The sequence below is a fragment of the Hydrogenophaga flava NBRC 102514 genome (assembly GCF_001571145.1).
Lineage (GTDB): Bacteria > Pseudomonadota > Gammaproteobacteria > Burkholderiales > Burkholderiaceae_C > Hydrogenophaga > Hydrogenophaga flava.
This window is the reverse complement of record NZ_BCTF01000009.1, coordinates 57,401-77,831: the sequence shown is the minus strand read 5'-3', so window position 1 is coordinate 77,831 and position 20,431 is coordinate 57,401. Positions and strand designations below refer to the sequence as shown.

Here is a 20,431-nt window from a genome sequence, read left to right as displayed (position 1 = left end):
TACACTGCCGCCGATGAGGGCGACCACTCGGCGGCCCAGGGCAGGACAGAGAGGACGAACCGATCCCATGAGCTATCTCCAGCAGCTCAAACGACAGGCGCAGGCCCGGCAGGCGGAGCAGGGCGAGCAGCAGCACGGGCTGGAAGCCCGCACGGCGGCCACGGAAGCGGCCTGTCAGGTGGTCTGGAACTACCTGTCCGAACTCGCCCGCCAGTTGAGCGTGATTCAGCCGCCGGCGCAGCGGCTGGGGCTCGACCACAAGCGCCTCTGGCCCGGTATGCGGCAGCACGACTTCCGGTTCGATGCCCGGAAGAAGCGCCTGCGCGACCGCGAGGTGTTCGACTACCTGGCGCTGGGCTGGAAGCTGGGCCCCCGCGAAGGCGAGGTGCGGCGGGGCCGGGTGAGTGTGAACTTCCCGCCGGACCTGGAGCGGGTGCAGAAGCGCCTGGCCGCGGGCCATGTGGTGCATGAGCGCATCGAGCAACGGCACCCCGAGTCCAATGCGCTTCTGGCCATCGTCTTCGAGTTCGAGATGGCGGCGCGGGCGAGTGTGATGGTGACGGCCGACCACGATGCGGCACTGCTGAAGTTCCGGCTGGCCTGCGTTGGCGGTATGGAGGTCGTGACGACCGAGCTGCCGGTGGGCCAGGTCAGCCCGGCCCGGCTGGACGAGCTGGCGCGCCTGATCGTGGGTGAGCCCAGCCAGTTTCTGTAGGGCGGTTGAACACCTCGGGAACATAATCGGGGTCGGATTCCAACGGAGACTGTTTTGGCTCGACTGGCCCGCCTGACCCTGCCCGGGCAGGTCCATCACGTGATGCACCGCGGCAACAACCGGCAGGCCATCGTGCTGGACGACACCGACCGCGAGACCCTGCTGGAACTGCTCTGGGCTCGGGCCGAACAGTTGAAAGTGGCGGTGCACGCCTATGTGCTGATGCCGGACCACTTCCAGCTGCTGTGCACGCCTTCGACTGCCGACGGCGTGCCCCGCCTGATGCAGAGTGTGGGCAGGGACTATGTGCGCGGCTTCAACCGGCGCCACGGTCGCAGCGGCACGCTGTGGGAAGGGCGCTACCGGTCCACACTGATCCAGGCGGTGCGCCACCTGCTGTCCTGCATGGTCTTCATCGATCTGGATCCGGTGCGGGAAGGTCTGTGCGCCGATGCGCAGTCCTATCCCTGGTCAAGCCACCGTCACCACGCGGGTCAGGCGCAGGACCGCCACATCACGCCCCATGCGATGTACTGGGCGCTGGGCAACACGCCGTTTGCGCGCGAGGCTGCATACGCCGATTTGGTGCGTGCGGGGCTGAATGCGCAACAGATGGGCGCCATCGCCGACGCACTCTGGCATGGCTGGGCGTTGGGCGACCCGGATTACCTTGCCTCTCTCGCCAAAGACACCGATCGTCGGCTGACTCCTGCGCGTGCCGGGCGACCCAAAAAATCACCGTCCTAACGGTACTTCGAAAAAATCCTTTTTGAATCAAAGATCTTTTTCTTTATTTAATCTGACCCTTATTTATTATTTGCGTGTTCTTGTTTGAATTTATAAGAATCTGACCCTAATTATTTTTCTTGGCATCGATGTTGCAGTGCATTAAGCTTCGCGTCCCGCGCATTTTTGCCAAGCCCTTGTCCAGAAAAGGAAGCGCCATGACCACGGCAGCCGAACAACAGCAGTTCCAGCAACAGGGTCTGTACGACCCGGCCAACGAACACGATGCCTGCGGCGTCGGTTTCGTGGCCCACATCAAGGGCGAAAAGCGCCACGACATCGTGACCCAGGCGCTCAAGATCCTGGAGAACATCGATCACCGCGGCGCGGTGGGGGCTGATGCCCTGATGGGCGACGGCGCCGGCATCCTGATCCAGCTGCCCGACGCGCTGTACCGCGAAGAAATGGCCAAGCAGGGCGTGACCCTGCCGCCCGCCGGCGAGTACGGCGTGGGCATGATCTTCCTGCCCAAGGAGCATGCCAGCCGCCTGGCCTGCGAGCAGGAGATGGAGCGCGCCATCAAGGCCGAAGGCCAGGTGCTGCTGGGCTGGCGCGATGTGCCCGTCAACAAGGACATGCCCATGTCCCCGACGGTGCGCGAGAAAGAGCCGATCATGCGACAGGTCTTCATCGGCCGCGGCAACGACGTGATCGTGCAGGACGCGCTGGAGCGCAAGCTGTACGTGATCCGCAAGACCGCCAGCGCCCACATCCAGGCGCTCAAGCTCAAGCACAGCAAAGAGTATTACGTGCCCAGCATGAGCAGCCGCACCGTGGTCTACAAGGGCCTGCTGCTGGCCGACCAGGTGGGCACCTACTTCCTGGATCTGCAGGACCCGCGCTGTGTGTCAGCCCTGGGTCTGGTGCACCAGCGCTTCTCCACCAACACCTTCCCTGAGTGGCCACTGGCCCACCCGTACCGTTACGTGGCGCACAACGGTGAAATCAACACCGTCAAGGGCAACTACAACTGGATGAAGGCGCGCGAAGGCGTGATGTCTTCGCCGGTGCTGGGCGCCGACCTGCAGAAGCTCTACCCGATCAGCTTCGCCAGCCAGTCCGACACCGCCACGTTCGACAACTGCCTCGAACTGCTGACCATGGCTGGCTACCCCATCAGCCAGGCCGTGATGATGATGATTCCCGAGCCCTGGGAACAGCACACCATGATGGACCCGCGCCGCCGCGCGTTCTACGAATACCACGCGGCGATGCTGGAGCCCTGGGACGGCCCGGCCTCCATCGTGTTCACCGACGGCCGCCAGATCGGTGCCACGCTGGACCGCAACGGCCTGCGCCCCTCGCGCTACTGCATCACCGACGACGACCTGGTCATCATGGGTTCCGAGTCGGGCGTGCTGCCAATCCCGGAAAACAAGATCGTGCGCAAGTGGCGCCTGCAGCCCGGCAAGATGTTCCTGATCGACCTGGAGCAGGGCCGCATGATCGACGACGAGGAGCTCAAGGCCAACCTCGCCAACAGCAAGCCCTACAAGCAGTGGATCGAGAACCTGCGCATCCGCCTGGACGACGTGGAGCACCCGGTCGCCGGTGAAGACGCGGTCGAGCTGCCCATCGCCAAGACCGAGCCGCAGTCCACCGGCACCGAGCGCGTCTCGCCCGAGTTGCTGGACCAGCAGCAGGCCTTCGGCTTCACGCAGGAAGACATCAAGTTCCTGCTCAGTCCCATGGCCGCGAACGGCGAAGAGGGCATCGGCTCCATGGGCAACGACAGCCCGCTGGCCGTGCTCTCGGGCAAGAACAAGCCGCTGTACAACTACTTCAAGCAGCTGTTCGCCCAGGTGACGAACCCGCCCATCGACCCGATCCGCGAAGCGATCGTGATGTCGCTGGTGTCCTTCGTCGGCCCCAAGCCCAACCTGCTGGACATCAACCAGGTCAACCCGCCGATGCGCCTGGAAGTCAGCCAGCCGGTGCTGGACGCGGCCGACATGGCCAAGCTGCGCAACATCGAATCGGTGACGCAGGGCAAGTTCAAGAGCGCGACGCTGGACATCACCTACCCGGTCAGCTGGGGCAAGGAAGGCGTGGAGGCCAAGCTGGCCTCGCTGTGCGCCGAAGCCGTGGACGCGATCAAGAGTGGCAAGAACATCCTGATCATCAGCGACCGTGGCGTGAGCCGCACCCAGGTGGCCGTGCCGGCGCTGCTGGCGCTGTCGGCCGTGCACCAGCACCTGGTGCGTGAAGGCCTGCGCACGACCGCCGGTCTGGTGGTCGAAACCGGTACCGCGCGCGAGGTGCACCACTTCGCCGTGCTGGCCGGCTACGGTGCCGAAGCCGTGCACCCCTACTTGGCCATGGAAACCCTGCAGGCGATCGCAGCGGACCTGCCGGGCGAGCTGAGCGCCGAGAAGGCGATCTACAACTACACCAAGGCGATCGGCAAGGGCCTGTCCAAGATCATGTCCAAGATGGGCGTGTCGACCTACATGTCCTATTGTGGCGCCCAGCTGTTCGAAGCCATCGGCCTGAACAGTGAGACGGTGTCCAAGTACTTCACCGGCACCGCCAGCCGTGTGGAAGGCATCGGCGTGTTCGAGATCGCTGAAGAAGCCATCCGCATGCACAAGGCCGCCTACGGCGACGACCCGGTGCTGGCCAACATGCTGGAAACCGGCGGCGAGTACGCCTGGCGTGCGCGTGGCGAAGAACACATGTGGACGCCGGACGCGATTGCCAAGCTGCAGCACAGCACGCGCGCCAACAACTGGAACACGTACAAGGAGTACGCCCAGATCATCAACGACCAGAGCCGTCGTCACATGACGCTGCGCGGCCTGTTCGAGTTCAAGATCGACCCGTCCAAGGCCATCTCCATCGACGAGGTGGAACCGGCCAAGGAGATCGTCAAGCGCTTCGCCACCGGCGCCATGTCGCTGGGCTCCATCTCCACCGAGGCTCACGCCACGCTGGCCGTGGCGATGAACCGCATTGGCGGCAAGAGCAACACCGGCGAGGGCGGCGAAGACGCGCTGCGCTACCGCAACGAGCTCAAGGGCATCCCGATCAAGCAGGGCCAGACCATGTCCGACCTGCTGGGCAATATCTTCGAGGTGGACTACCCGCTGCAAGCCGGCGACTCGCTGCGTTCCAAGATCAAGCAGGTCGCTTCCGGCCGCTTCGGTGTCACCGCCGAGTACCTGTCCAGCGCCGACCAGATCCAGATCAAGATGGCCCAGGGCGCCAAGCCCGGCGAGGGTGGCCAGCTGCCCGGCGGCAAAGTGTCGGAATACATCGGCAAGCTGCGCCACAGCGTGCCGGGCGTGGGCCTGATCTCGCCCCCGCCGCACCACGACATCTACTCGATCGAAGACCTGGCCCAGCTGATCCACGACCTGAAGAACGTGGCGCCGCACAGCGACATCAGCGTCAAGCTGGTGTCCGAGGTGGGCGTGGGCACCATCGCCGCGGGCGTGGCCAAGTGCAAGGCCGACCACGTGGTGATCGCAGGTCACGACGGTGGCACGGGCGCTTCGCCCTGGTCGTCCATCAAGCACGCCGGTTCGCCCTGGGAAATCGGCCTGGCCGAAACCCAACAGACCCTGGTGCTCAACCGCCTGCGCAGCCGCATCCGCGTGCAGGCCGACGGCCAGATGAAGACCGGCCGCGACGTGGTCATCGGTGCGCTGCTGGGCGCCGACGAGTTCGGCTTCGCCACTGCACCGCTGGTGGTCGAGGGCTGCATCATGATGCGCAAGTGCCACCTCAACACCTGCCCGGTGGGTGTGGCCACGCAGGACCCTGAGCTGCGCAAGAAGTTCTCGGGCAAACCCGAGCACGTCGTCAACTACTTCTTCTTCATCGCCGAAGAGGCGCGCCAGATCATGGCGCAGCTGGGCATTCGCAAGTTTGACGAGCTAATCGGTCGCGCCGACCTGCTGGACATGAAGAAGGGCATCGAGCACTGGAAGGCCCGCGGTCTGGACTTCAGCCGGCTGCTGGCCACGCCGGTGGTGCCGGCCGACGTGCCGCGCCTGCACGTCGAAAAGCAGGACCACGGTCTGGAAAAATCGCTCGACAACGTGCTGATCGCCAAGAGCAAGGCCGCCATCGAGAAGGGCGAGAAGGTCCAGTTCATCGAGGTGGCCCGCAACGTGAACCGCTCCGTGGGCGCCATGCTCTCGGGCGCTGTTACCAAGGTGCACCCCGAGGGGCTCCCGGACGACACCATCCGCATCCAGCTCGAAGGCACGGGTGGCCAATCGTTCGGCGCGTTCCTGACCAACGGCATCACGCTGTACCTGATTGGCGACGCCAACGACTACACCGGCAAGGGCTTGTCGGGCGGCCGTGTGGTGGTGCGTCCGAGCATCGACTTTCGTGGCGAATCGACCCGCAACATCATCGTGGGCAACACCGTGATGTATGGCGCCACCAGCGGTGAGGCCTTCTTCAGCGGCGTGGCCGGCGAGCGTTTCGCCGTGCGCCTCTCGGGCGCCACCGCGGTGGTCGAGGGCACGGGCGACCACGGTTGCGAGTACATGACCGGTGGAACCGTGGTCGTGCTGGGCAAGACCGGCCGCAACTTTGCCGCCGGCATGAGCGGCGGTGTGGCATACGTCTACGACGAGGATGGCCTGTTCGCCCAGCGCTGCAACACCGCGCAGGTCACTCTCGACAAGGTGCTGCCCGCTGCCGAGCAGGAGGCCAGCACCGACAAGGCCATCTGGCACCGCGACCAGACCGACGAAGCCCAGCTCAAAAAGTTGCTGCAGGAGCACAACCGTTGGACCGGCAGCAAGCGCGCCCGCGAGTTGCTGGACAACTGGGCCGAAGCCCGTGCCAAGTTCGTGAAGGTGTTCCCGACGGAATACAAGCGCGCCCTGGCTGAGATCAACGCCAAGAAGGCGGCTGTGGCCGCCACCGGCAAGGCCCAGACCAGCGCCAAGAAACAAGCGGCTCCCGCCAAGTAAGAAGCAATCACCCCACGCAGGACCAACATCATGGGAAAAGTCACCGGCTTCATGGAATATGAGCGTCTGGAAGAGGGCTACAAGCCCGTGGCCGAGCGCCTGAAGCATTACAAGGAATTTGTGCTGGCGCTCGACGACGGCCAGGCCAAGATCCAGGGCGCGCGCTGCATGGACTGCGGCACGCCGTTCTGCAACAACGGCTGCCCGGTCAACAACATCATTCCGGACTTCAACGACCTCGTGTACCAGGGCGACTGGCAGAACGCCATCACCGTGCTGCACAGCACCAACAACTTCCCCGAGTTCACCGGCCGCATCTGCCCCGCGCCTTGCGAGGCGGCCTGCACCATCAATGTGAACGGCGACGCGGTGGGCATCAAGTCCATCGAACACGCCATCATCGACAAGGCCTGGGAAAACGGCTGGGTCCAGCCGCAGCCAGCCAAACACAAGACCGGCAAGAAAGTGGCGGTGGTGGGTTCCGGCCCTGCCGGCCTGGCCGCGGCCCAGCAGCTGGCGCGCGCGGGTCACGACGTGACCGTGTTCGAGAAAAACAGCCGCATCGGCGGCCTGCTGCGCTACGGCATCCCCGACTTCAAGATGGAGAAGTCGCACATCGACCGCCGCGTGGTGCAGATGGAAGCCGAGGGTGTGGTGTTCAAGACCAGCACGCTGATCGGTGCCATGCCCGAGGGCAGCAAGGTCACCAACGACGCCAAGACGGTGATCAGCGCCGTCGAACTGAAGGCGCAGTTCGACGCCGTGCTGCTGACCGGTGGTTCCGAACAGAGCCGCGACCTGCCAGTGCCTGGCCGCGACCTGGACGGCGTGCATTTCGCCATGGAATTCCTGCCGCAGCAGAACAAGGTCAACGCAGGTGACAAGCTGAAGAACCAGCTGCGCGCCGATGGCAAGCACGTCATCGTCATCGGCGGTGGCGACACCGGTTCCGACTGCGTGGGCACCAGCACCCGCCATGGCGCTGTGAGCGTGACCCAGTTCGAGGTCATGCCCCAACCGCCCGAGCAGGAGAACAAGCCCTTGGTGTGGCCCTACTGGCCGCTGAAGCTGCGCACCAGCTCCAGCCACGACGAGAGCGCCGAAAAAGGCATCCTGGCGCGCGAGTTCGCCATCTCCACCAAGGAGTTCGTCGGCAAGAACGGCAAGCTCACCGGCCTGAAGACTGTGAACGTGGAGTTCAAGGACGGGAAGATGGTCGAGGTGGCCGGCTCCGAAAAGGAATACAAGGCCGACATGGTGCTGCTGGCCATGGGCTTCGTGAACCCGGTGACCACCGTGCTGGACGCCTTCGGTGTCGACAAGGACGCCCGTGGCAACGCCAGGGCATCGACGGACTTTACCGGCGGTTACATCACCAATGTTCCCAAGGTGTTCGCGGCCGGCGACATGCGCCGCGGCCAGTCCCTGGTGGTGTGGGCCATCCGGGAAGGACGCCAGGCGGCACGGGCGGTGGACGAGTTCCTGATGGGGCAGTCCGACCTGCCGCGATGATCCCTGGGGGATTGCCGGAGGCGGGCCGGGCGTTTTCGACGCGCATGCGACAATGCCCGGTCACACATCTGGCCTCATGAGCGATACCCCTTTTATCGACATCGACCATGTCACCTTCGGCTACGACAGCCGAAGGACCATCCTCAACGACATCTCTCTCCAGTTCGCCCGCGGCAAGATCACGGCCGTTCTGGGCGGTTCCGGCTGCGGAAAAACCACCCTGCTGCGCCTGATTGGCGGCGTGCATGCGCCGAACAGCGGCCGGGTGGTGTTTGACGGTGAGGTGGTGAACACCGCCGACAAGGCGCAGCTGTTCCGGCTGCGCCGCCGCCTGGGCATGCTGTTCCAGTTCGGTGCCCTGTTCACCGACCTGAACGTGTTCGACAACGTCGCGTTTCCCCTGCGCGAAATGAGCGACCTGCCCGAGCCGCTGATTCGCCACATCGTGCTGATGAAGCTTGATGCGGTCGGCTTGCGGGGCGCGGCCCATCTCAAGATCAGCGAAGTCTCCGGTGGCATGGCGCGCCGCGTGGCGCTCGCCCGGGCCATCGCACTTGATCCGGAGCTGATCATGTACGACGAGCCCTTCGCGGGGCTCGATCTGGTGTCCATGGGCGTGGCCGCCAAGCTCATCCGAACCCTGACCGACGTGACTGGTGCCACCTCGCTGCTGATTTCCCACGACATCCCGCAGTGCATGGCGATCAGCGACCATGTGGTGCTGCTCGCACCAGGTGGCCGTGTGGTGGCCCAGGGAACGCCCGCCGAACTCATGGCCAGCAACGATCCGGAGGTGCGCCAGTTCGTGCGTGGTGAGCCGGACGGGCCGGTCAAGTTCCACTATCCGGCCCGCTCTGTGGCCGAAGACTTTGGTCCGAGGGCCTCGGCATGAACCTTCTGCAGACGATTGGCCAGGTGGTCCTGGCCCTGCTGGCACGCTGGGGCCACGGCGCTCTGTTCTTCCTGGATTTGCTGCGTGCGGCGCCATCGGCGCTGCGCCGCTTCGGCCTGGTTGTCGGGCAGATCCATGCGATCGGCAACCGCTCCCTGGTGATCATCGTCGCCTCGGGCCTGTCCGTTGGCTTTGTGCTGGCGCTGCAGATGTACTACGCGCTGACCACCTATGGTGCCGCCGAGTCGCTGGGCCTGATCGTCAATCTGGCGCTGGTGCGGGAGCTGGGGCCAGTGGTCACGGCGCTGCTGTTTGCCGGTCGTGCCGGCACTTCGCTGACGGCCGAGATCGGCCTGATGAAGGCCGGCGAACAGATCGCGGCGATGGAGTTGATGGCCATCGACCCCAAGGCCCGGGTGCTGGCACCGCGCTTCCTGGGTGGCATCCTGTCGATGCCCTTGCTCGCCGCCCTGTTTTCCACCGTCGGTATTCTGGGCGCCTATGTGGTCGCCGTGCTGCTGATCGGCATCGACTCTGGCAACTTCTGGTCGATCCAGCAGAACGGCGTCGATGTCTGGCGGGACGTTGGCAACGGCGTCGTCAAGAGCGCGGTGTTTGGTGTCATCTGCACCGCCGTAGCGCTCTACCAGGGTTATGAAACCGAAGCCACCCCGGAAGGTGTGGCCTATGCAACCACAAGAACGGTGGTCACCGCCTCGCTGGGTGTGCTGGCGATGGACTTCATCCTGACCGCCCTGATGTTCTCGACCCCCTGATTCGGGAGAACCCATGAACAAGAAAAGCATTGAAATCTTCGTTGGCCTGTTTGTCGCTCTCGGCGCTCTGTCGCTGCTGTTCCTTGCACTCAAGGCGGCCAACCTGGCCAGCTTCACCAATGGCGGCGACACCTACACGCTGCAGGCGCGCTTTGACAACATCGGTGGTCTCAAGGCGCGGGCGCCTGTGCGCTCGGCGGGTGTCCATGTCGGGCGGGTGACCAGCGTGACCCTGGATGCCCAGACCTACCTCGGTGTGGTGACCATGGAAGTCAACAAAGGGGTGACCTTTCCCAAGGATTCGTCCGCCAAGATCCTGACCTCGGGCCTGCTGGGTGACCAGTACATCGGCATCGAGCCCGGTGGAGACGAGAAGAATCTGCAAGCGGGTGACGTGATCACACAGACCCAGTCGGCGGTCGTGCTGGAAAACCTGATCGGCCAGTTCCTGTTCAACAAGGCCGCCGATGGCGGTGAACAGAAACCGCAGTGAGTGCGCCATGGTGCGTGCCCAGGAGATTGAAATGAGATTCGATGGCAGCCGTGTCTTGCGCTGGCTTGCATCGCTGTTGCTTGTCGGTGTGCTGACGGGTTGTGCCAGCGGTCCGAACGCAAGCCCGCGTGACCCGCTGGAACCCATGAACCGCCAGGTGACGGCGTTCAACGACGCGGTGGATGGTGCGGTGCTCAAGCCCGTCGCCACCGTGTACCGCGACGTCACGCCCGACCCGGTCCGCACCGGTGTCAACAACTTCTTCGAGAACCTGCGCGACGTCTGGTCGTTTATCAACGCCTCGCTGCAGCTGCGACCCCGCGAGGCCGCCGAGAACTTCCTCCGCTTCAACGTCAATACCTTCTTTGGCGTCGCTGGCCTCTTCGATGTGGCCTCTGAAATGGGGATCGAGCGCACCCGCCTTGACTTCGGTCAGACGCTGGGACGATGGGGCGTGCCCTCGGGGCCGTACCTCGTACTGCCGATCTTCGGCCCTTCCACCGTGCGCGACGCGGCGGGCTTCAGCATCGAATCCAGTGGCGATCTGGTGCAAGGTGTTTCCGACATCCCGACCCGCAACTCCCGGTATGTGTTGCGAGCGGTGGAAACCAGGGCCAACCTGTTGCGCGCAACGACCTTGCTGGAGGGCGCTGCGCTGGACAAGTACAGCTTTACCCGCGACCTGTATCTGCAGCGCCGGGAAAGCCAGATCGAGGACCTGAAAGACAAGGGCATCGGGCTCAAGGACGGGTCCGACTGACCCACAAACCGATACCTCTGAATTACAGTTCCGACACATTCACCGGGAACCGGTGCCGTACAGTCCCTGTCCCATGCGGACTGAAGATCCGGCGCCGCGCCTGGACTCATACCGCTTCTGAAAGGACATCGCACATGCAACGCCGCCACTGGATATTCAGCCTCATTACCGCCGCCGCTGTTTTCGCAAGCCCGCTGGCCATGGCAGAGGTGGAAGCGCCAGATGCGCTCGTCAAGCGCATTTCCAGCGATGTGCTCGCCTCGGTGAAGGCCGATCCGGCGATCCAGAAGGGTGACATCAGCCGCATCGTCGCACTGGTGGACGCCAAGATCATGCCGAACGTCAACTTCTCCCGCATGACGTCCATGGCCGTCGGCCGCGCCTGGCGCCAGGCAACGCCCGAACAGCAGAAACAGCTCCAGGACGAGTTCAAGACCCTGCTGGTCCGGACCTATGCCGGTGCCCTGGGTGAAGTTCGCGACCAGACCCTGAGCTTCAAGCCGATGCGCGCCAAACCGGAAGACACCGAGGTGGTGGTGCGCACCGAAGTGCGTGGCAAGGGCGAGCCTATCCAGCTCGACTACCGTCTCGAAAAGGCGGATGACGGCTGGAAGATCTACGACCTGAACGTGCTGGGCGTCTGGCTGGTGGAAACCTACAAGTCCCAGTTCGCCCAGGAAATCAACACCAAGGGCATCGACGGGCTGATTGCCAACCTGGTCCAGCGCAACAAGAGCGCCGCCGGTAAAACCAGCTGAGGGTGGATGAGTGTGTCTGAAACCGCCGCCATTCCCATGCCGGAACAGCTGACCCTGTCCGGTGCCGCCCAGACGCTTGAAAGGCTTCGGGATGCGCTGGTCCGCCAGGCGGGCCCGACCGTGGTGCTGAACGCCGAACCGCTGAAGGTGTTTGACACCTCGGCGGTGGCGGTGTTGCTGGAGCTGCGCAACGCGCTGCTGTCCCAGGGCAAGACCTTGCAGGTGGCCCGCATGCCACAGCGCCTGCAGGCGCTGGTCATGCTCTACGGCGTGGCGGAGTTGCTGCCCGCTTGAGCCGGTCGCCAGCGGCATTGCGCGCCGCGACATAAAATCAGCGGCTCACCCGCGGTCAGCAGATGTCCTGCCAGCGTCCGGTGACCTGGCCCGCCTCCGCAATGCCCGCAGTTTCCTTCCAGAACGTTTCCAAGACCTACGCTTCGGCCCGCGGCGAGCTGCAGGCGCTCAAAGGCGTCTCCTTTGACATCCAGCCCGGGGAGTTCTTCGGCCTGCTGGGCCCCAATGGCGCTGGCAAGACCACGCTGATCAGCGTGCTGGCCGGGCTGGTGCGGGCCAGCGGTGGCCGTGTGCTGGTGCAGGGGCACGATGTCCAGTCCGACTACGCGGCCGCTCGGCGGGCGCTCGGTGTGGTGCCCCAGGAGTTGGTGTTCGACCCGTTTTTCAACGTCCGGGAGGCGCTCCGCTTTCAGTCCGGCTACTTCGGCATCCACCACAACGACGACTGGATCGATGAACTGTTGCAGGGGTTGGGTCTGGCCGACAAGGCTGGAGCCAACATGCGCCAGCTATCAGGAGGCATGAAGCGCCGGGTGCTGGTGGCGCAGGCGCTGGTGCACAAGCCGCCGGTGATCGTGCTCGACGAGCCCACGGCGGGAGTGGACGTGGAGCTGCGCCAGACCCTCTGGCAGTTCATCAGCCAGCTCAACAAGCAAGGCAGCACGGTGCTGCTGACGACCCACTACCTGGAGGAAGCGGAGGCCCTGTGCGGCCGCATCGCCATGCTGCAGCAAGGCCGTGTGGTGGCGCTGGAGAAGACGTCCGATCTGCTGCGCCAGGCCTCATCCAACGTGCTGCGGTTCAAGACCGACCAGAAATTGCCGCCCGGGCTGGCGGCGCAGGCGCGCGTCACGGGCCGCGTGGTGCAGCTGCCGGCGCACAACGCCATCGAGGTCGAACAGTGGCTGGCCCGCGCCCGCGAGGCCGGCGTGGTCGCCGAGGATGTGGAAATCCGCAAGGCCGATCTTGAGGACGTGTTCATCGAGGTGATGGAGCGGGCCTCTGGTCAGGCACAGGAGGCCACCTCATGAGCGGCTGGCAGACTTTGTTCTACAAGGAAGTGCTGCGCTTCTGGAAGGTCGGTTTCCAGACCGTGGCGGCGCCGGTCATCACAGCCATCCTGTACATGATGATCTTCGGGCACGTGCTCGAAGGCGGTGCCAAGGTCTATGGCCAGGTGAATTACACCGCCTTCCTGCTGCCCGGCCTGGTGATGATGAGCGTGCTGCAGAACGCGTTTGCCAACAGCAGCTCTTCGCTGATCCAGAGCAAGATCATGGGCAATCTGGTGTTCCTGCTGCTCACGCCGCTGTCCCACCGTGCCTGGTTCTTTGCCTACGTCGGTTCCTCGGTGGTGCGCGGCCTAGCGGTGGGCGCAGGTGTGATGGCAGTGACCTGGTGGTATGCCCAGCCCAGTCTGGTGGCGCCGCTGTGGATTCTGGTGTTCGGATTCATGGGCGCCGCCTTGCTGGGGGCGCTGGGTCTGATCGCAGGGCTCTGGGCCGAGAAGTTCGATCAGATGGCCGCGTTCCAGAACTTCATCATCATGCCCATGACCTTTCTCTCGGGCGTGTTCTATTCCATCCATTCCCTGCCCGACTTCTGGCAGACGGTGAGCCATCTCAATCCGTTCTTCTACATGATCGACGGCTTCCGCTACGGCTTCTTCGGGGTGAGCGATGTGTCGCCCTGGATGAGTCTGGGTCTGGTGGGAGGTGCGCTGGTGGCCGTCAGTGCCCTGGCCCTGCACCTGCTGCGCACCGGCTACAAAATCCGCCACTGAGCGATTCCTTCCATGACTGCTGAACAGCTGCAACAACTCATCGCCGCGGGCCTGTCCTGCGAGCACATCGAAGTCACCGGTGATGGCCGCCACTGGGCTGCGGTGATCGTCTCGCCCGAGTTCGAGGGCAAGCGGCCGATCGCGCGCCACCAGCGCGTCTACGCCACCTTGGGCGAACGCATCAAGACGGACGAGGTGCACGCCCTGTCCATGAAGACCTTCACCCCCGCCGAATGGGCGGCCCAGAACTGAGCGACCCGACACCATGGATAAACTGCGAATCACCGGTGGACGCCCCCTCAACGGCGAGGTCACCATTTCGGGTGCCAAGAACGCGGCGCTGCCCGAGATCTGTGCGGCCCTGCTCACCGCCGACCCGGTGCACCTGAACAATGTGCCGCGTCTGCGCGACGTCGCCACCATGCGCCTGCTGCTCGACAACATGGGGGTTCAGACCGAGACGCATGGCGAGCGCGGTGGCATGAGTTTCGTGGCGCCCGACAGCCTCAACCCCGAAGCGCCCTACGAACTGGTCAAGACCATGCGCGCCTCGGTGCTGGTGCTGGGCCCGCTGCTGGCGCGGTTCGGTCGCGCCAAGGTGTCGCTGCCGGGCGGCTGCGCCATCGGCTCGCGCCCGGTGGACCAGCACATCAAGGGCTTGCAGGCCATGGGTGCGGAGATCGTGGTTGAACACGGTTACATGGTGGCCCAGCTGCCGCAGGGCCGCAGCCGCCTCAAGGGCGCACGCATCGCCACCGACATGGTGACCGTGACCGGCACCGAGAACTTCCTGATGGCTGCGGCGCTGGCCGAAGGCGAGACGGTGCTGGAGAACGCCGCACAGGAGCCGGAGATTCCCGACCTGGCCGAGATGCTGATCGGCATGGGCGCGAAGATCGAAGGCCATGGCACCAGCCGCATCCACATCCAGGGGGTAGACCGGTTGCACGGCTGCACCCACCAGGTGGTGGCCGACCGCATCGAGGCAGGCACCTTCCTGTGCGCGGTGGCCGCCACCGGGGGCGATGTGGTGCTGCGCCACGGCCGTGCCGACCACCTCGATGCGGTCATCGACAAGCTGCGCGACGCGGGCGCTGAAATCGAGGTGGGTGACGGCTTCATCCGTGTGCGCGCTTCCGGGCGCCTGAAGGCGCAGAGCTTCCGCACCACCGAGTACCCCGGTTTCCCGACCGACATGCAGGCGCAGTTCATGGCGCTCAACTGCATCGCCACGGGCACAAGCAAGGTGACCGAGACGATCTTTGAGAACCGTTTCATGCACGTCAACGAGCTGGTCCGTCTGGGCGCCAAGATCCAGACCGACGGCAAGGTGGCCGTGATCGAGGGCATCGACCGCCTGCAGGGCGCCACCGTGATGGCCACCGACCTGCGCGCGTCGGCCAGCCTCGTGATCGCCGGTCTGGTGGCCGAGGGCGAAACCATCGTCGACCGCATTTACCACCTGGACCGGGGCTACGACCAGATGGAAGCCAAGCTGCGCGGCATTGGCGCCGACATCGAAAGAATCAAATGATCACCCTGGCGCTGTCCAAAGGCCGCATCTTCGATGAAACCCTGCCGCTGCTCGCGGCCGCGGGCATCGAGGTGCTGGAAGACCCGGAAACCTCCCGCAAGCTGATCCTGACGACGAACAAGCCCGATGTCCGCGTCGTGCTGGTGCGTGCGACCGATGTGCCGACCTATGTGGAATACGGTGGTGCCGACCTCGGCGTGACGGGCAAGGACACCCTGATCGAGCACGGCGGTCAGGGCCTGTACCAACCGCTGGACCTGCAGATCGCCAAGTGCCGTGTGAGCGTGGCGGTGCGGTCCGATTTCGACTATGCCTCAGCCGTGCGCCAGGGCTCGCGCCTGAAAGTCGCCACCAAGTACACCTCCATCGCGCGCGAGTTCTTCGCCAGCAAGGGTGTGCACGTGGACCTGATCAAGCTCTACGGCAGCATGGAACTGGCGCCACTGACCGGTCTGGCCGACGCCATCGTCGACCTGGTGTCCACCGGCAAGACGCTCAAGGCCAACAACCTGGTCGAGGTCGAGCAGATCATGGACATCAGTTCGCGCCTGGTTGTCAACCAGGCGGCGCTCAAGCTCAAGCAGGCCACCATCCGTCCCATTCTCGACGCCTTCTCACAAGCCATTTCCAAACAGTCCGTTCCATCATGAGCCTGTCCGCCCAGCCTGCCCGCCTGAACACCACCGCGCCCGATTTCGAGGCGCAGTTTGCAGCCCGGCTGCACTGGTCGGCGGACACGGACCATGCGATCGAACAGCGCGTGGCGGACATCCTGGTCGATGTGAAGCAGCGCGGTGATGCCGCGGTGCTGGACTACACGGCGCGTTTCGACGGCCTGCAAGCCTCCTCGATGGCCGAGCTGGAGCTGACGCAGGCCGACTTCAAGGCCGCGTTCGACGGACTGCCTGCCGCCCAACGCGAGGCGCTGCAGAGCGCTGCACGCCGCGTGCGCAGCTACCACGAGGCACAGAAGAAAGCCTCCGGCGAGAGCTGGACCTACCGCGACGATGACGGCACGCTGCTGGGCCAGAAGGTCACGCCGCTGGACCGCGTGGGCATCTACGTGCCGGGAGGCAAGGCGGCCTACCCGTCGAGCCTGATCATGAACGCGGTGCCAGCGCACGTGGCCGGTGTGGGCGAGATCATCATGGTGGTGCCGACCCCGGTGCGCGGCAGTGTCGCCACTGGCGGCACGGGCGCGGCCACCGCCGCGCGTGGCGAGCGCAACGAACTGGTGCTGGCTGCCGCCTATGTGGCCGGCGTCACCCGCGCCTTCACCATTGGCGGCGCCCAGGCGGTGGCTGCACTGGCCTACGGCACCGCCACCGTGCCCAAGGTCGACAAGATCACCGGCCCCGGTAACGCCTACGTGGCCAGCGCCAAGCGCCGCGTGTTCGGCACTGTGGGCATCGACATGATCGCGGGCCCGAGCGAAATTCTGGTGCTGGCCGACGGCAGCACGCCGGCCGAGTGGGTGGCGATGGACCTGTTCAGCCAGGCCGAGCACGACGAGCTGGCGCAGTCCATCCTGCTGTGCCCCGACGCCGCCTACCTCGACGCAGTGCAACGCGAAATTGACCGCCTGCTGCCCACCATGCCGCGCGCGGCCATCATCGCCAAGAGCCTGAACGACCGCGGCGCGCTGATCCTCACGCGCGACATGGAAGAGGCCTGTGCCATCAGTAACCGCATCGCGCCCGAGCACCTTGAAGTGAGCAGCAGCGAACCGCACCGCTGGGAGCCGTTGCTCAAGCACGCGGGCGCCATCTTCCTCGGCGCCTACACCAGCGAGAGCCTGGGTGACTACTGCGCCGGCCCCAACCACGTGCTGCCCACCAGCGGTACGGCCCGCTTCTCGTCGCCGCTGGGTGTGTACGACTTCCAGAAGCGCAGCAGCCTGATCGAGGTCAGCCAGGCCGGCGCTCAGCCGCTGGGTGCCATCGCCGCCGAACTGGCCTACGGCGAAGGCCTGCAGGCCCACGCCCGGGCCGCCGAGCTGCGCCTGTCCACCGTGCCGCCGATGCGGGACACGAAGTGAACGCGATGAACATGCCGAACCCGCTGCGTAACATCCGGCAGGACATCCAGTCCATGCACGCCTACGCCATCCAGGACTCGACCGGCATGGTCAAGCTGGATGCGATGGAGAACCCGTTTGTGCTGCCGCCCGAACTGCAGGCCGCCCTGGGCGAGCGCCTGGGGGCCGTGGCCATCAACCGCTACCCTGGCGCGCGCATCGAGGACCTGAAGCAGGCGCTGGCGCGCTACGTGGATCTGCCCGAGGGCTGCGCCCTGATGCTGGGCAACGGCTCGGACGAGCTGATCTCGCTGCTGGCCATGGGCTGCGACGTGCCCGGTGCGTCCACCCTCGCGCCGCTGCCCGGCTTCGTGATGTACGCCATGAGCGCCCAGCTGCAGGGTCTGGCCTTCCACGGCGTCCAGCTCTCGGCCGATTTCGAGCTCGACGAAGACGCCATGCTGGCCGCGCAGCGCCAGCACAAGCCCACCATCACCTACATCGCCTACCCGAACAATCCCACCGCCAACCTGTGGGATGCGGGCGTGATCCGGCGCCTGATCGCCGAGGCCGGCAGTTTCGGCGGCCTGGTGGTGATGGACGAGGCCTACCAGCCGTTTTCCAGCCGCAGCTGGCTGGACGAAATCCGGGCGAACCCGGCGGCCAACGCCAACGTACTGCTGATGCGCACCATGTCCAAGTTTGGGCTGGCCGGCGTGCGGCTGGGCTACATGGTCGGCCCGCGGGCGCTGGTGCACGAGATTGACAAGCTGCGGCCGCCCTATAACGTGAGCGTGCTCAACGCCGAATGCGCGCTGTTCGCGCTGGAACACGCCGACGTGTTCGCGCAGCAGGCCGCCACCATCCGCGCCGAGCGCGAGAGCCTGATCGCCGCGCTGGCGGCCATGCCGGGCGTGCAGCACTTCCCAAGCCAGGCCAACATGGTGCTAGTGCGGGTACCTGATGCGCAGAAAGCCTTCGAAGGCCTGAAGGCGCGCGGCGTTCTGGTCAAGAATGTTTCTAAAATGCATCCACTGCTGGGCCACTGCCTGCGCCTGACCGTCGGCACCCCCGACGAGAACGCGCAGCTGATCGCCGCCCTGCAATCCAGTCTATGACCACCCCTTCTTCCGCCCCGGCCCGCGTGGCCGACGTCCAGCGCAACACGTCCGAGACGCAGATCCGTGTGCACGTCAACCTCGACGGTTCGGGCAGGGCCCAGCTCTCCACCGGCATCGGCTTTTTCGACCACATGCTCGACCAGATCGCCCGCCATGGGCTGATCGACCTGGAGATCGAGGCCAAGGGCGATCTGCACATCGATGGCCACCACACGGTTGAAGACGTGGGCATCACCCTGGGTCAGGCCTTCTCCAAAGCGGTGGGCAACAAGAAGGGCATCCGCCGCTACGGCCACGCCTACGTGCCGCTGGACGAAGCGCTTTCGCGCGTGGTGATCGACTTTTCCGGCCGCCCCGGCCTGCACATGCGCGTGCCTTTCAAGGCCGGCATGGTCGGCGCCTTCGACACCCAGCTGGCCTTCGAGTTCTTCCAGGGCTTTGTCAACCATGCGGGTGTGACGCTGCACATCGACAACCTGCACGGCGAGAATGCCCATCACCAGGCTGAAACCGTGTTCAAGGCCTTTGCCCGTGCGCTGCGCATGGCGCTGGAACGCGATGAACGCCTGGGCGATGTGATTCCCTCGACCAAGGGTTCGCTCTGAGTCTTTCCTCTTCAGGGTCCTGATGAAATCCAAGACAGTCGCCGTGGTGGACTACGGCAGCGGCAACCTGCGTTCCGTCTCGCAGGCGGTGATGCACGCCGCCATCGGCTCCGGAATCGACGTGATCGTCACCTCCGACGCACAGGCCGTGTTCGATGCCGACCGTGTGGTGCTGCCCGGGCAGGGTCACATGGCCGATTGCATGAACGAACTGGCCTCTTCGGGGTTGAAGGAAGCGGTGTTGCACGCGGCCGCCCACAAGCCGCTGTTTGGTGTCTGCGTCGGCATGCAGATGCTGCTTGAGCGCAGTGAGGAAGGTCCGACCGACGGGCTGGCCCTGATGCCCGGCGAGGTGGTGCGTTTCCGCCTGGGCGACCGTCTGCAAGAGGACGGTAGCCGGTTCAAGGTGCCCCAGATGGGCTGGAACCAGGTATTCCACCGCCTGGATGGCCGTCCCGAACACCCCATGTGGTCCGACATCGCCGAGGGCGCCTACTACTACTTCGTGCACAGCTACTACGCACGCCCCGCCGATCCGGCGCATGTGGTGGGCGAGACCGATTTCGGCGGCCGCTTTGCGTCGGCGATTGCGCGCGATAACATTTTTGCGACCCAGTTTCACCCGGAAAAAAGCGCCGATCAGGGCCTGGCGCTGTACCGGAACTTCCTGTCCTGGAAACCCTGAGTGCCCTCACTTTTTCAACCATCATGCTGCTGATTCCCGCCATTGACATGAAAGACGGCCAGTGCGTTCGCCTCAAGCAGGGGGACATGGACCAGACCACGGTGTTCGGCGAGGACCCGGCGGCCATGGCCCGCAGCTGGGTCGACAAGGGTGCGCGTCGCATCCACCTGGTCGACCTCAACGGCGCCTTTGCGGGCAAGCCCAAGAATGAGCAGGCCATCCGCGCCGTGCTCAAGGAGGTGGGGGCCGAGGTCGATGTGCAGCTGGGCGGTGGCATCCGCGATCTGGACACCATCGAGCGTTACCTGGATGCCGGCCTGCGCTACGTGATCATCGGCACCGCCGCGGTCAAGAACCCTGGCTTCCTGCAGGACGCCTGCACCGCGTTCGGCGGTCACATCATCGTCGGCCTGGACGCCAAGGACGGCAAGGTCGCCACCGACGGCTGGAGCAAGCTCACCGGTCACGAGGTGGTGGACCTGGGCAAGAAGTTCGAGGACTACGGGGTCGAGTCCATCATCTACACCGACATCGGCCGCGACGGCATGCTCAGTGGCATCAACATCGAGGCGACGGTCAAGCTGGCGCAGTCGCTGTCGATTCCGGTGATCGCCTCCGGCGGCCTGTCCAACCTCGAAGACATCCGCAAGCTGTGTGCGGTGGAGGAGGAGGGCGTCGAGGGCGTGATCTGCGGCCGCTCGATCTACAGCGGCGATCTGGATTTCCAGGCGGCGCAGGCGCTGGCCGACGAGTTGAACGGATGAAA

20 protein-coding genes are annotated in these 20,431 nt (G+C 65.0%); all 20 read left to right on the top strand.

What is annotated here, in order from left to right; translation table 11 throughout:
- Positions 1-67 precede the first annotated feature (67 nt).
- The 20 genes from HFL01S_RS09820 (at position 68) to hisA (ending at position 20,429) form a co-directional block, all read left to right on the top strand.
- On the top strand, positions 68-715 hold the full coding sequence (locus tag HFL01S_RS09820; protein WP_066257874.1) for a hypothetical protein: 648 nt from the start codon (positions 68-70) through the stop codon (positions 713-715).
- Positions 716-769: 54 nt separating this feature from the next.
- Entirely contained in the window at positions 770-1,462 is a 693-nt protein-coding gene (locus HFL01S_RS09815) for a transposase (RefSeq protein ID WP_066257872.1), read from the top strand.
- Positions 1,463-1,659: 197 nt separating this feature from the next.
- On the top strand, positions 1,660-6,435 hold the full coding sequence (locus HFL01S_RS09810) for a glutamate synthase-related protein (RefSeq protein ID WP_066257871.1): 4,776 nt from the start codon (positions 1,660-1,662) through the stop codon (positions 6,433-6,435).
- A gap of 30 nt (positions 6,436-6,465) precedes the next feature.
- On the top strand, positions 6,466-7,947 hold the full coding sequence (locus tag HFL01S_RS09805; protein ID WP_066257869.1) for a glutamate synthase subunit beta: 1,482 nt from the start codon (positions 6,466-6,468) through the stop codon (positions 7,945-7,947).
- Positions 7,948-8,023: 76 nt separating this feature from the next.
- Positions 8,024-8,839: an ABC transporter ATP-binding protein gene (locus HFL01S_RS09800; RefSeq protein WP_066257867.1), complete on the top strand. Its 816-nt coding sequence runs from the start codon at positions 8,024-8,026 to the stop codon at positions 8,837-8,839.
- Positions 8,836-9,615 carry a lipid asymmetry maintenance ABC transporter permease subunit MlaE gene (gene mlaE, locus HFL01S_RS09795; RefSeq protein WP_066257865.1) on the top strand — a complete coding sequence of 260 codons (780 nt, stop codon included), beginning with the start codon at positions 8,836-8,838 and terminating at the stop codon, positions 9,613-9,615. Before HFL01S_RS09800 ends, mlaE begins: the two co-directional genes overlap by 4 nt.
- Before the next feature lie 13 nt (positions 9,616-9,628).
- The gene (gene mlaD, locus HFL01S_RS09790) at positions 9,629-10,108 is read left to right on the top strand and encodes an outer membrane lipid asymmetry maintenance protein MlaD (RefSeq protein ID WP_066257862.1); all 480 of its coding nucleotides are present in this window, start codon (positions 9,629-9,631) and stop codon (positions 10,106-10,108) included.
- Between the two features lie 31 nt (positions 10,109-10,139).
- Positions 10,140-10,868, top strand: a complete 729-nt coding sequence (locus HFL01S_RS09785; RefSeq protein ID WP_066257860.1) for an MlaA family lipoprotein — start codon at positions 10,140-10,142, stop codon at positions 10,866-10,868.
- 134 nt (positions 10,869-11,002) lie between these two features.
- Positions 11,003-11,626: an MlaC/ttg2D family ABC transporter substrate-binding protein gene (locus HFL01S_RS09780; protein WP_066257858.1), complete on the top strand. Its 624-nt coding sequence runs from the start codon at positions 11,003-11,005 to the stop codon at positions 11,624-11,626.
- A 6-nt stretch (positions 11,627-11,632) separates the two neighbouring features.
- Positions 11,633-11,920, top strand: a complete 288-nt coding sequence (locus HFL01S_RS09775; RefSeq protein WP_066257857.1) for an STAS domain-containing protein — start codon at positions 11,633-11,635, stop codon at positions 11,918-11,920.
- Positions 11,921-12,021: 101 nt separating this feature from the next.
- Complete coding sequence (locus HFL01S_RS09770; RefSeq protein ID WP_066257856.1) at positions 12,022-12,951, top strand: ABC transporter ATP-binding protein; 930 nt, start codon at positions 12,022-12,024, stop codon at positions 12,949-12,951.
- On the top strand, positions 12,948-13,703 hold the full coding sequence (locus tag HFL01S_RS09765) for an ABC transporter permease (RefSeq protein ID WP_066257855.1): 756 nt from the start codon (positions 12,948-12,950) through the stop codon (positions 13,701-13,703). Before HFL01S_RS09770 ends, HFL01S_RS09765 begins: the two co-directional genes overlap by 4 nt.
- 12 nt (positions 13,704-13,715) lie before the next feature.
- Complete coding sequence (locus HFL01S_RS09760) at positions 13,716-13,955, top strand: BolA family protein (RefSeq protein WP_066257854.1); 240 nt, start codon at positions 13,716-13,718, stop codon at positions 13,953-13,955.
- Positions 13,956-13,968: 13 nt separating this feature from the next.
- Positions 13,969-15,237: a UDP-N-acetylglucosamine 1-carboxyvinyltransferase gene (gene murA, locus HFL01S_RS09755; RefSeq protein ID WP_066257851.1), complete on the top strand. Its 1,269-nt coding sequence runs from the start codon at positions 13,969-13,971 to the stop codon at positions 15,235-15,237.
- Positions 15,234-15,887, top strand: coding sequence for an ATP phosphoribosyltransferase (gene hisG, locus HFL01S_RS09750; protein WP_066257849.1), 654 nt, complete (start codon positions 15,234-15,236; stop codon positions 15,885-15,887). The genes murA and hisG overlap by 4 nt, the downstream gene beginning before the upstream one ends.
- Positions 15,884-17,275 (top strand): histidinol dehydrogenase, encoded by a 1,392-nt coding sequence (gene hisD / locus HFL01S_RS09745; protein WP_066257847.1) that lies wholly within the window; start codon positions 15,884-15,886, stop codon positions 17,273-17,275. Before hisG ends, hisD begins: the two co-directional genes overlap by 4 nt.
- A gap of 5 nt (positions 17,276-17,280) precedes the next feature.
- A complete protein-coding gene (gene hisC, locus HFL01S_RS09740) occupies positions 17,281-18,372 on the top strand; it encodes a histidinol-phosphate transaminase (protein WP_066257845.1) in 1,092 nt (363 codons plus the stop codon).
- Positions 18,369-18,980 carry an imidazoleglycerol-phosphate dehydratase HisB gene (gene hisB, locus HFL01S_RS09735; protein ID WP_066257842.1) on the top strand — a complete coding sequence of 204 codons (612 nt, stop codon included), beginning with the start codon at positions 18,369-18,371 and terminating at the stop codon, positions 18,978-18,980. The genes hisC and hisB overlap by 4 nt, the downstream gene beginning before the upstream one ends.
- A gap of 22 nt (positions 18,981-19,002) precedes the next feature.
- A complete protein-coding gene (gene hisH, locus HFL01S_RS09730; protein WP_066257841.1) occupies positions 19,003-19,665 on the top strand; it encodes an imidazole glycerol phosphate synthase subunit HisH in 663 nt (220 codons plus the stop codon).
- A gap of 23 nt (positions 19,666-19,688) precedes the next feature.
- Positions 19,689-20,429, top strand: coding sequence for a 1-(5-phosphoribosyl)-5-[(5-phosphoribosylamino)methylideneamino]imidazole-4-carboxamide isomerase (gene hisA, locus HFL01S_RS09725; protein ID WP_066257839.1), 741 nt, complete (start codon positions 19,689-19,691; stop codon positions 20,427-20,429).
- Positions 20,430-20,431 lie beyond the last annotated feature (2 nt).

Coding starts and splice junctions, on each gene's coding strand:
- mlaD (WP_066257862.1), top strand. CDS start 9,629: ATGAACAAGAAAAGCATTGAAATCTTCGTTGGCCTGTTTGTCGCTCTC.
- hisB (WP_066257842.1), top strand. CDS start 18,369: ATGACCACCCCTTCTTCCGCCCCGGCCCGCGTGGCCGACGTCCAGCGC.
- murA (WP_066257851.1), top strand. CDS start 13,969: ATGGATAAACTGCGAATCACCGGTGGACGCCCCCTCAACGGCGAGGTC.
- mlaE (WP_066257865.1), top strand. CDS start 8,836: ATGAACCTTCTGCAGACGATTGGCCAGGTGGTCCTGGCCCTGCTGGCA.
- hisC (WP_066257845.1), top strand. CDS start 17,281: ATGAACATGCCGAACCCGCTGCGTAACATCCGGCAGGACATCCAGTCC.
- HFL01S_RS09770 (WP_066257856.1), top strand. CDS start 12,022: ATGCCCGCAGTTTCCTTCCAGAACGTTTCCAAGACCTACGCTTCGGCC.
- HFL01S_RS09785 (WP_066257860.1), top strand. CDS start 10,140: ATGAGATTCGATGGCAGCCGTGTCTTGCGCTGGCTTGCATCGCTGTTG.
- HFL01S_RS09805 (WP_066257869.1), top strand. CDS start 6,466: ATGGGAAAAGTCACCGGCTTCATGGAATATGAGCGTCTGGAAGAGGGC.
- HFL01S_RS09800 (WP_066257867.1), top strand. CDS start 8,024: ATGAGCGATACCCCTTTTATCGACATCGACCATGTCACCTTCGGCTAC.
- hisG (WP_066257849.1), top strand. CDS start 15,234: ATGATCACCCTGGCGCTGTCCAAAGGCCGCATCTTCGATGAAACCCTG.
- HFL01S_RS09775 (WP_066257857.1), top strand. CDS start 11,633: ATGAGTGTGTCTGAAACCGCCGCCATTCCCATGCCGGAACAGCTGACC.
- HFL01S_RS09780 (WP_066257858.1), top strand. CDS start 11,003: ATGCAACGCCGCCACTGGATATTCAGCCTCATTACCGCCGCCGCTGTT.
- hisA (WP_066257839.1), top strand. CDS start 19,689: ATGCTGCTGATTCCCGCCATTGACATGAAAGACGGCCAGTGCGTTCGC.
- HFL01S_RS09810 (WP_066257871.1), top strand. CDS start 1,660: ATGACCACGGCAGCCGAACAACAGCAGTTCCAGCAACAGGGTCTGTAC.
- HFL01S_RS09820 (WP_066257874.1), top strand. CDS start 68: ATGAGCTATCTCCAGCAGCTCAAACGACAGGCGCAGGCCCGGCAGGCG.
- HFL01S_RS09760 (WP_066257854.1), top strand. CDS start 13,716: ATGACTGCTGAACAGCTGCAACAACTCATCGCCGCGGGCCTGTCCTGC.
- hisH (WP_066257841.1), top strand. CDS start 19,003: ATGAAATCCAAGACAGTCGCCGTGGTGGACTACGGCAGCGGCAACCTG.
- hisD (WP_066257847.1), top strand. CDS start 15,884: ATGAGCCTGTCCGCCCAGCCTGCCCGCCTGAACACCACCGCGCCCGAT.
- HFL01S_RS09765 (WP_066257855.1), top strand. CDS start 12,948: ATGAGCGGCTGGCAGACTTTGTTCTACAAGGAAGTGCTGCGCTTCTGG.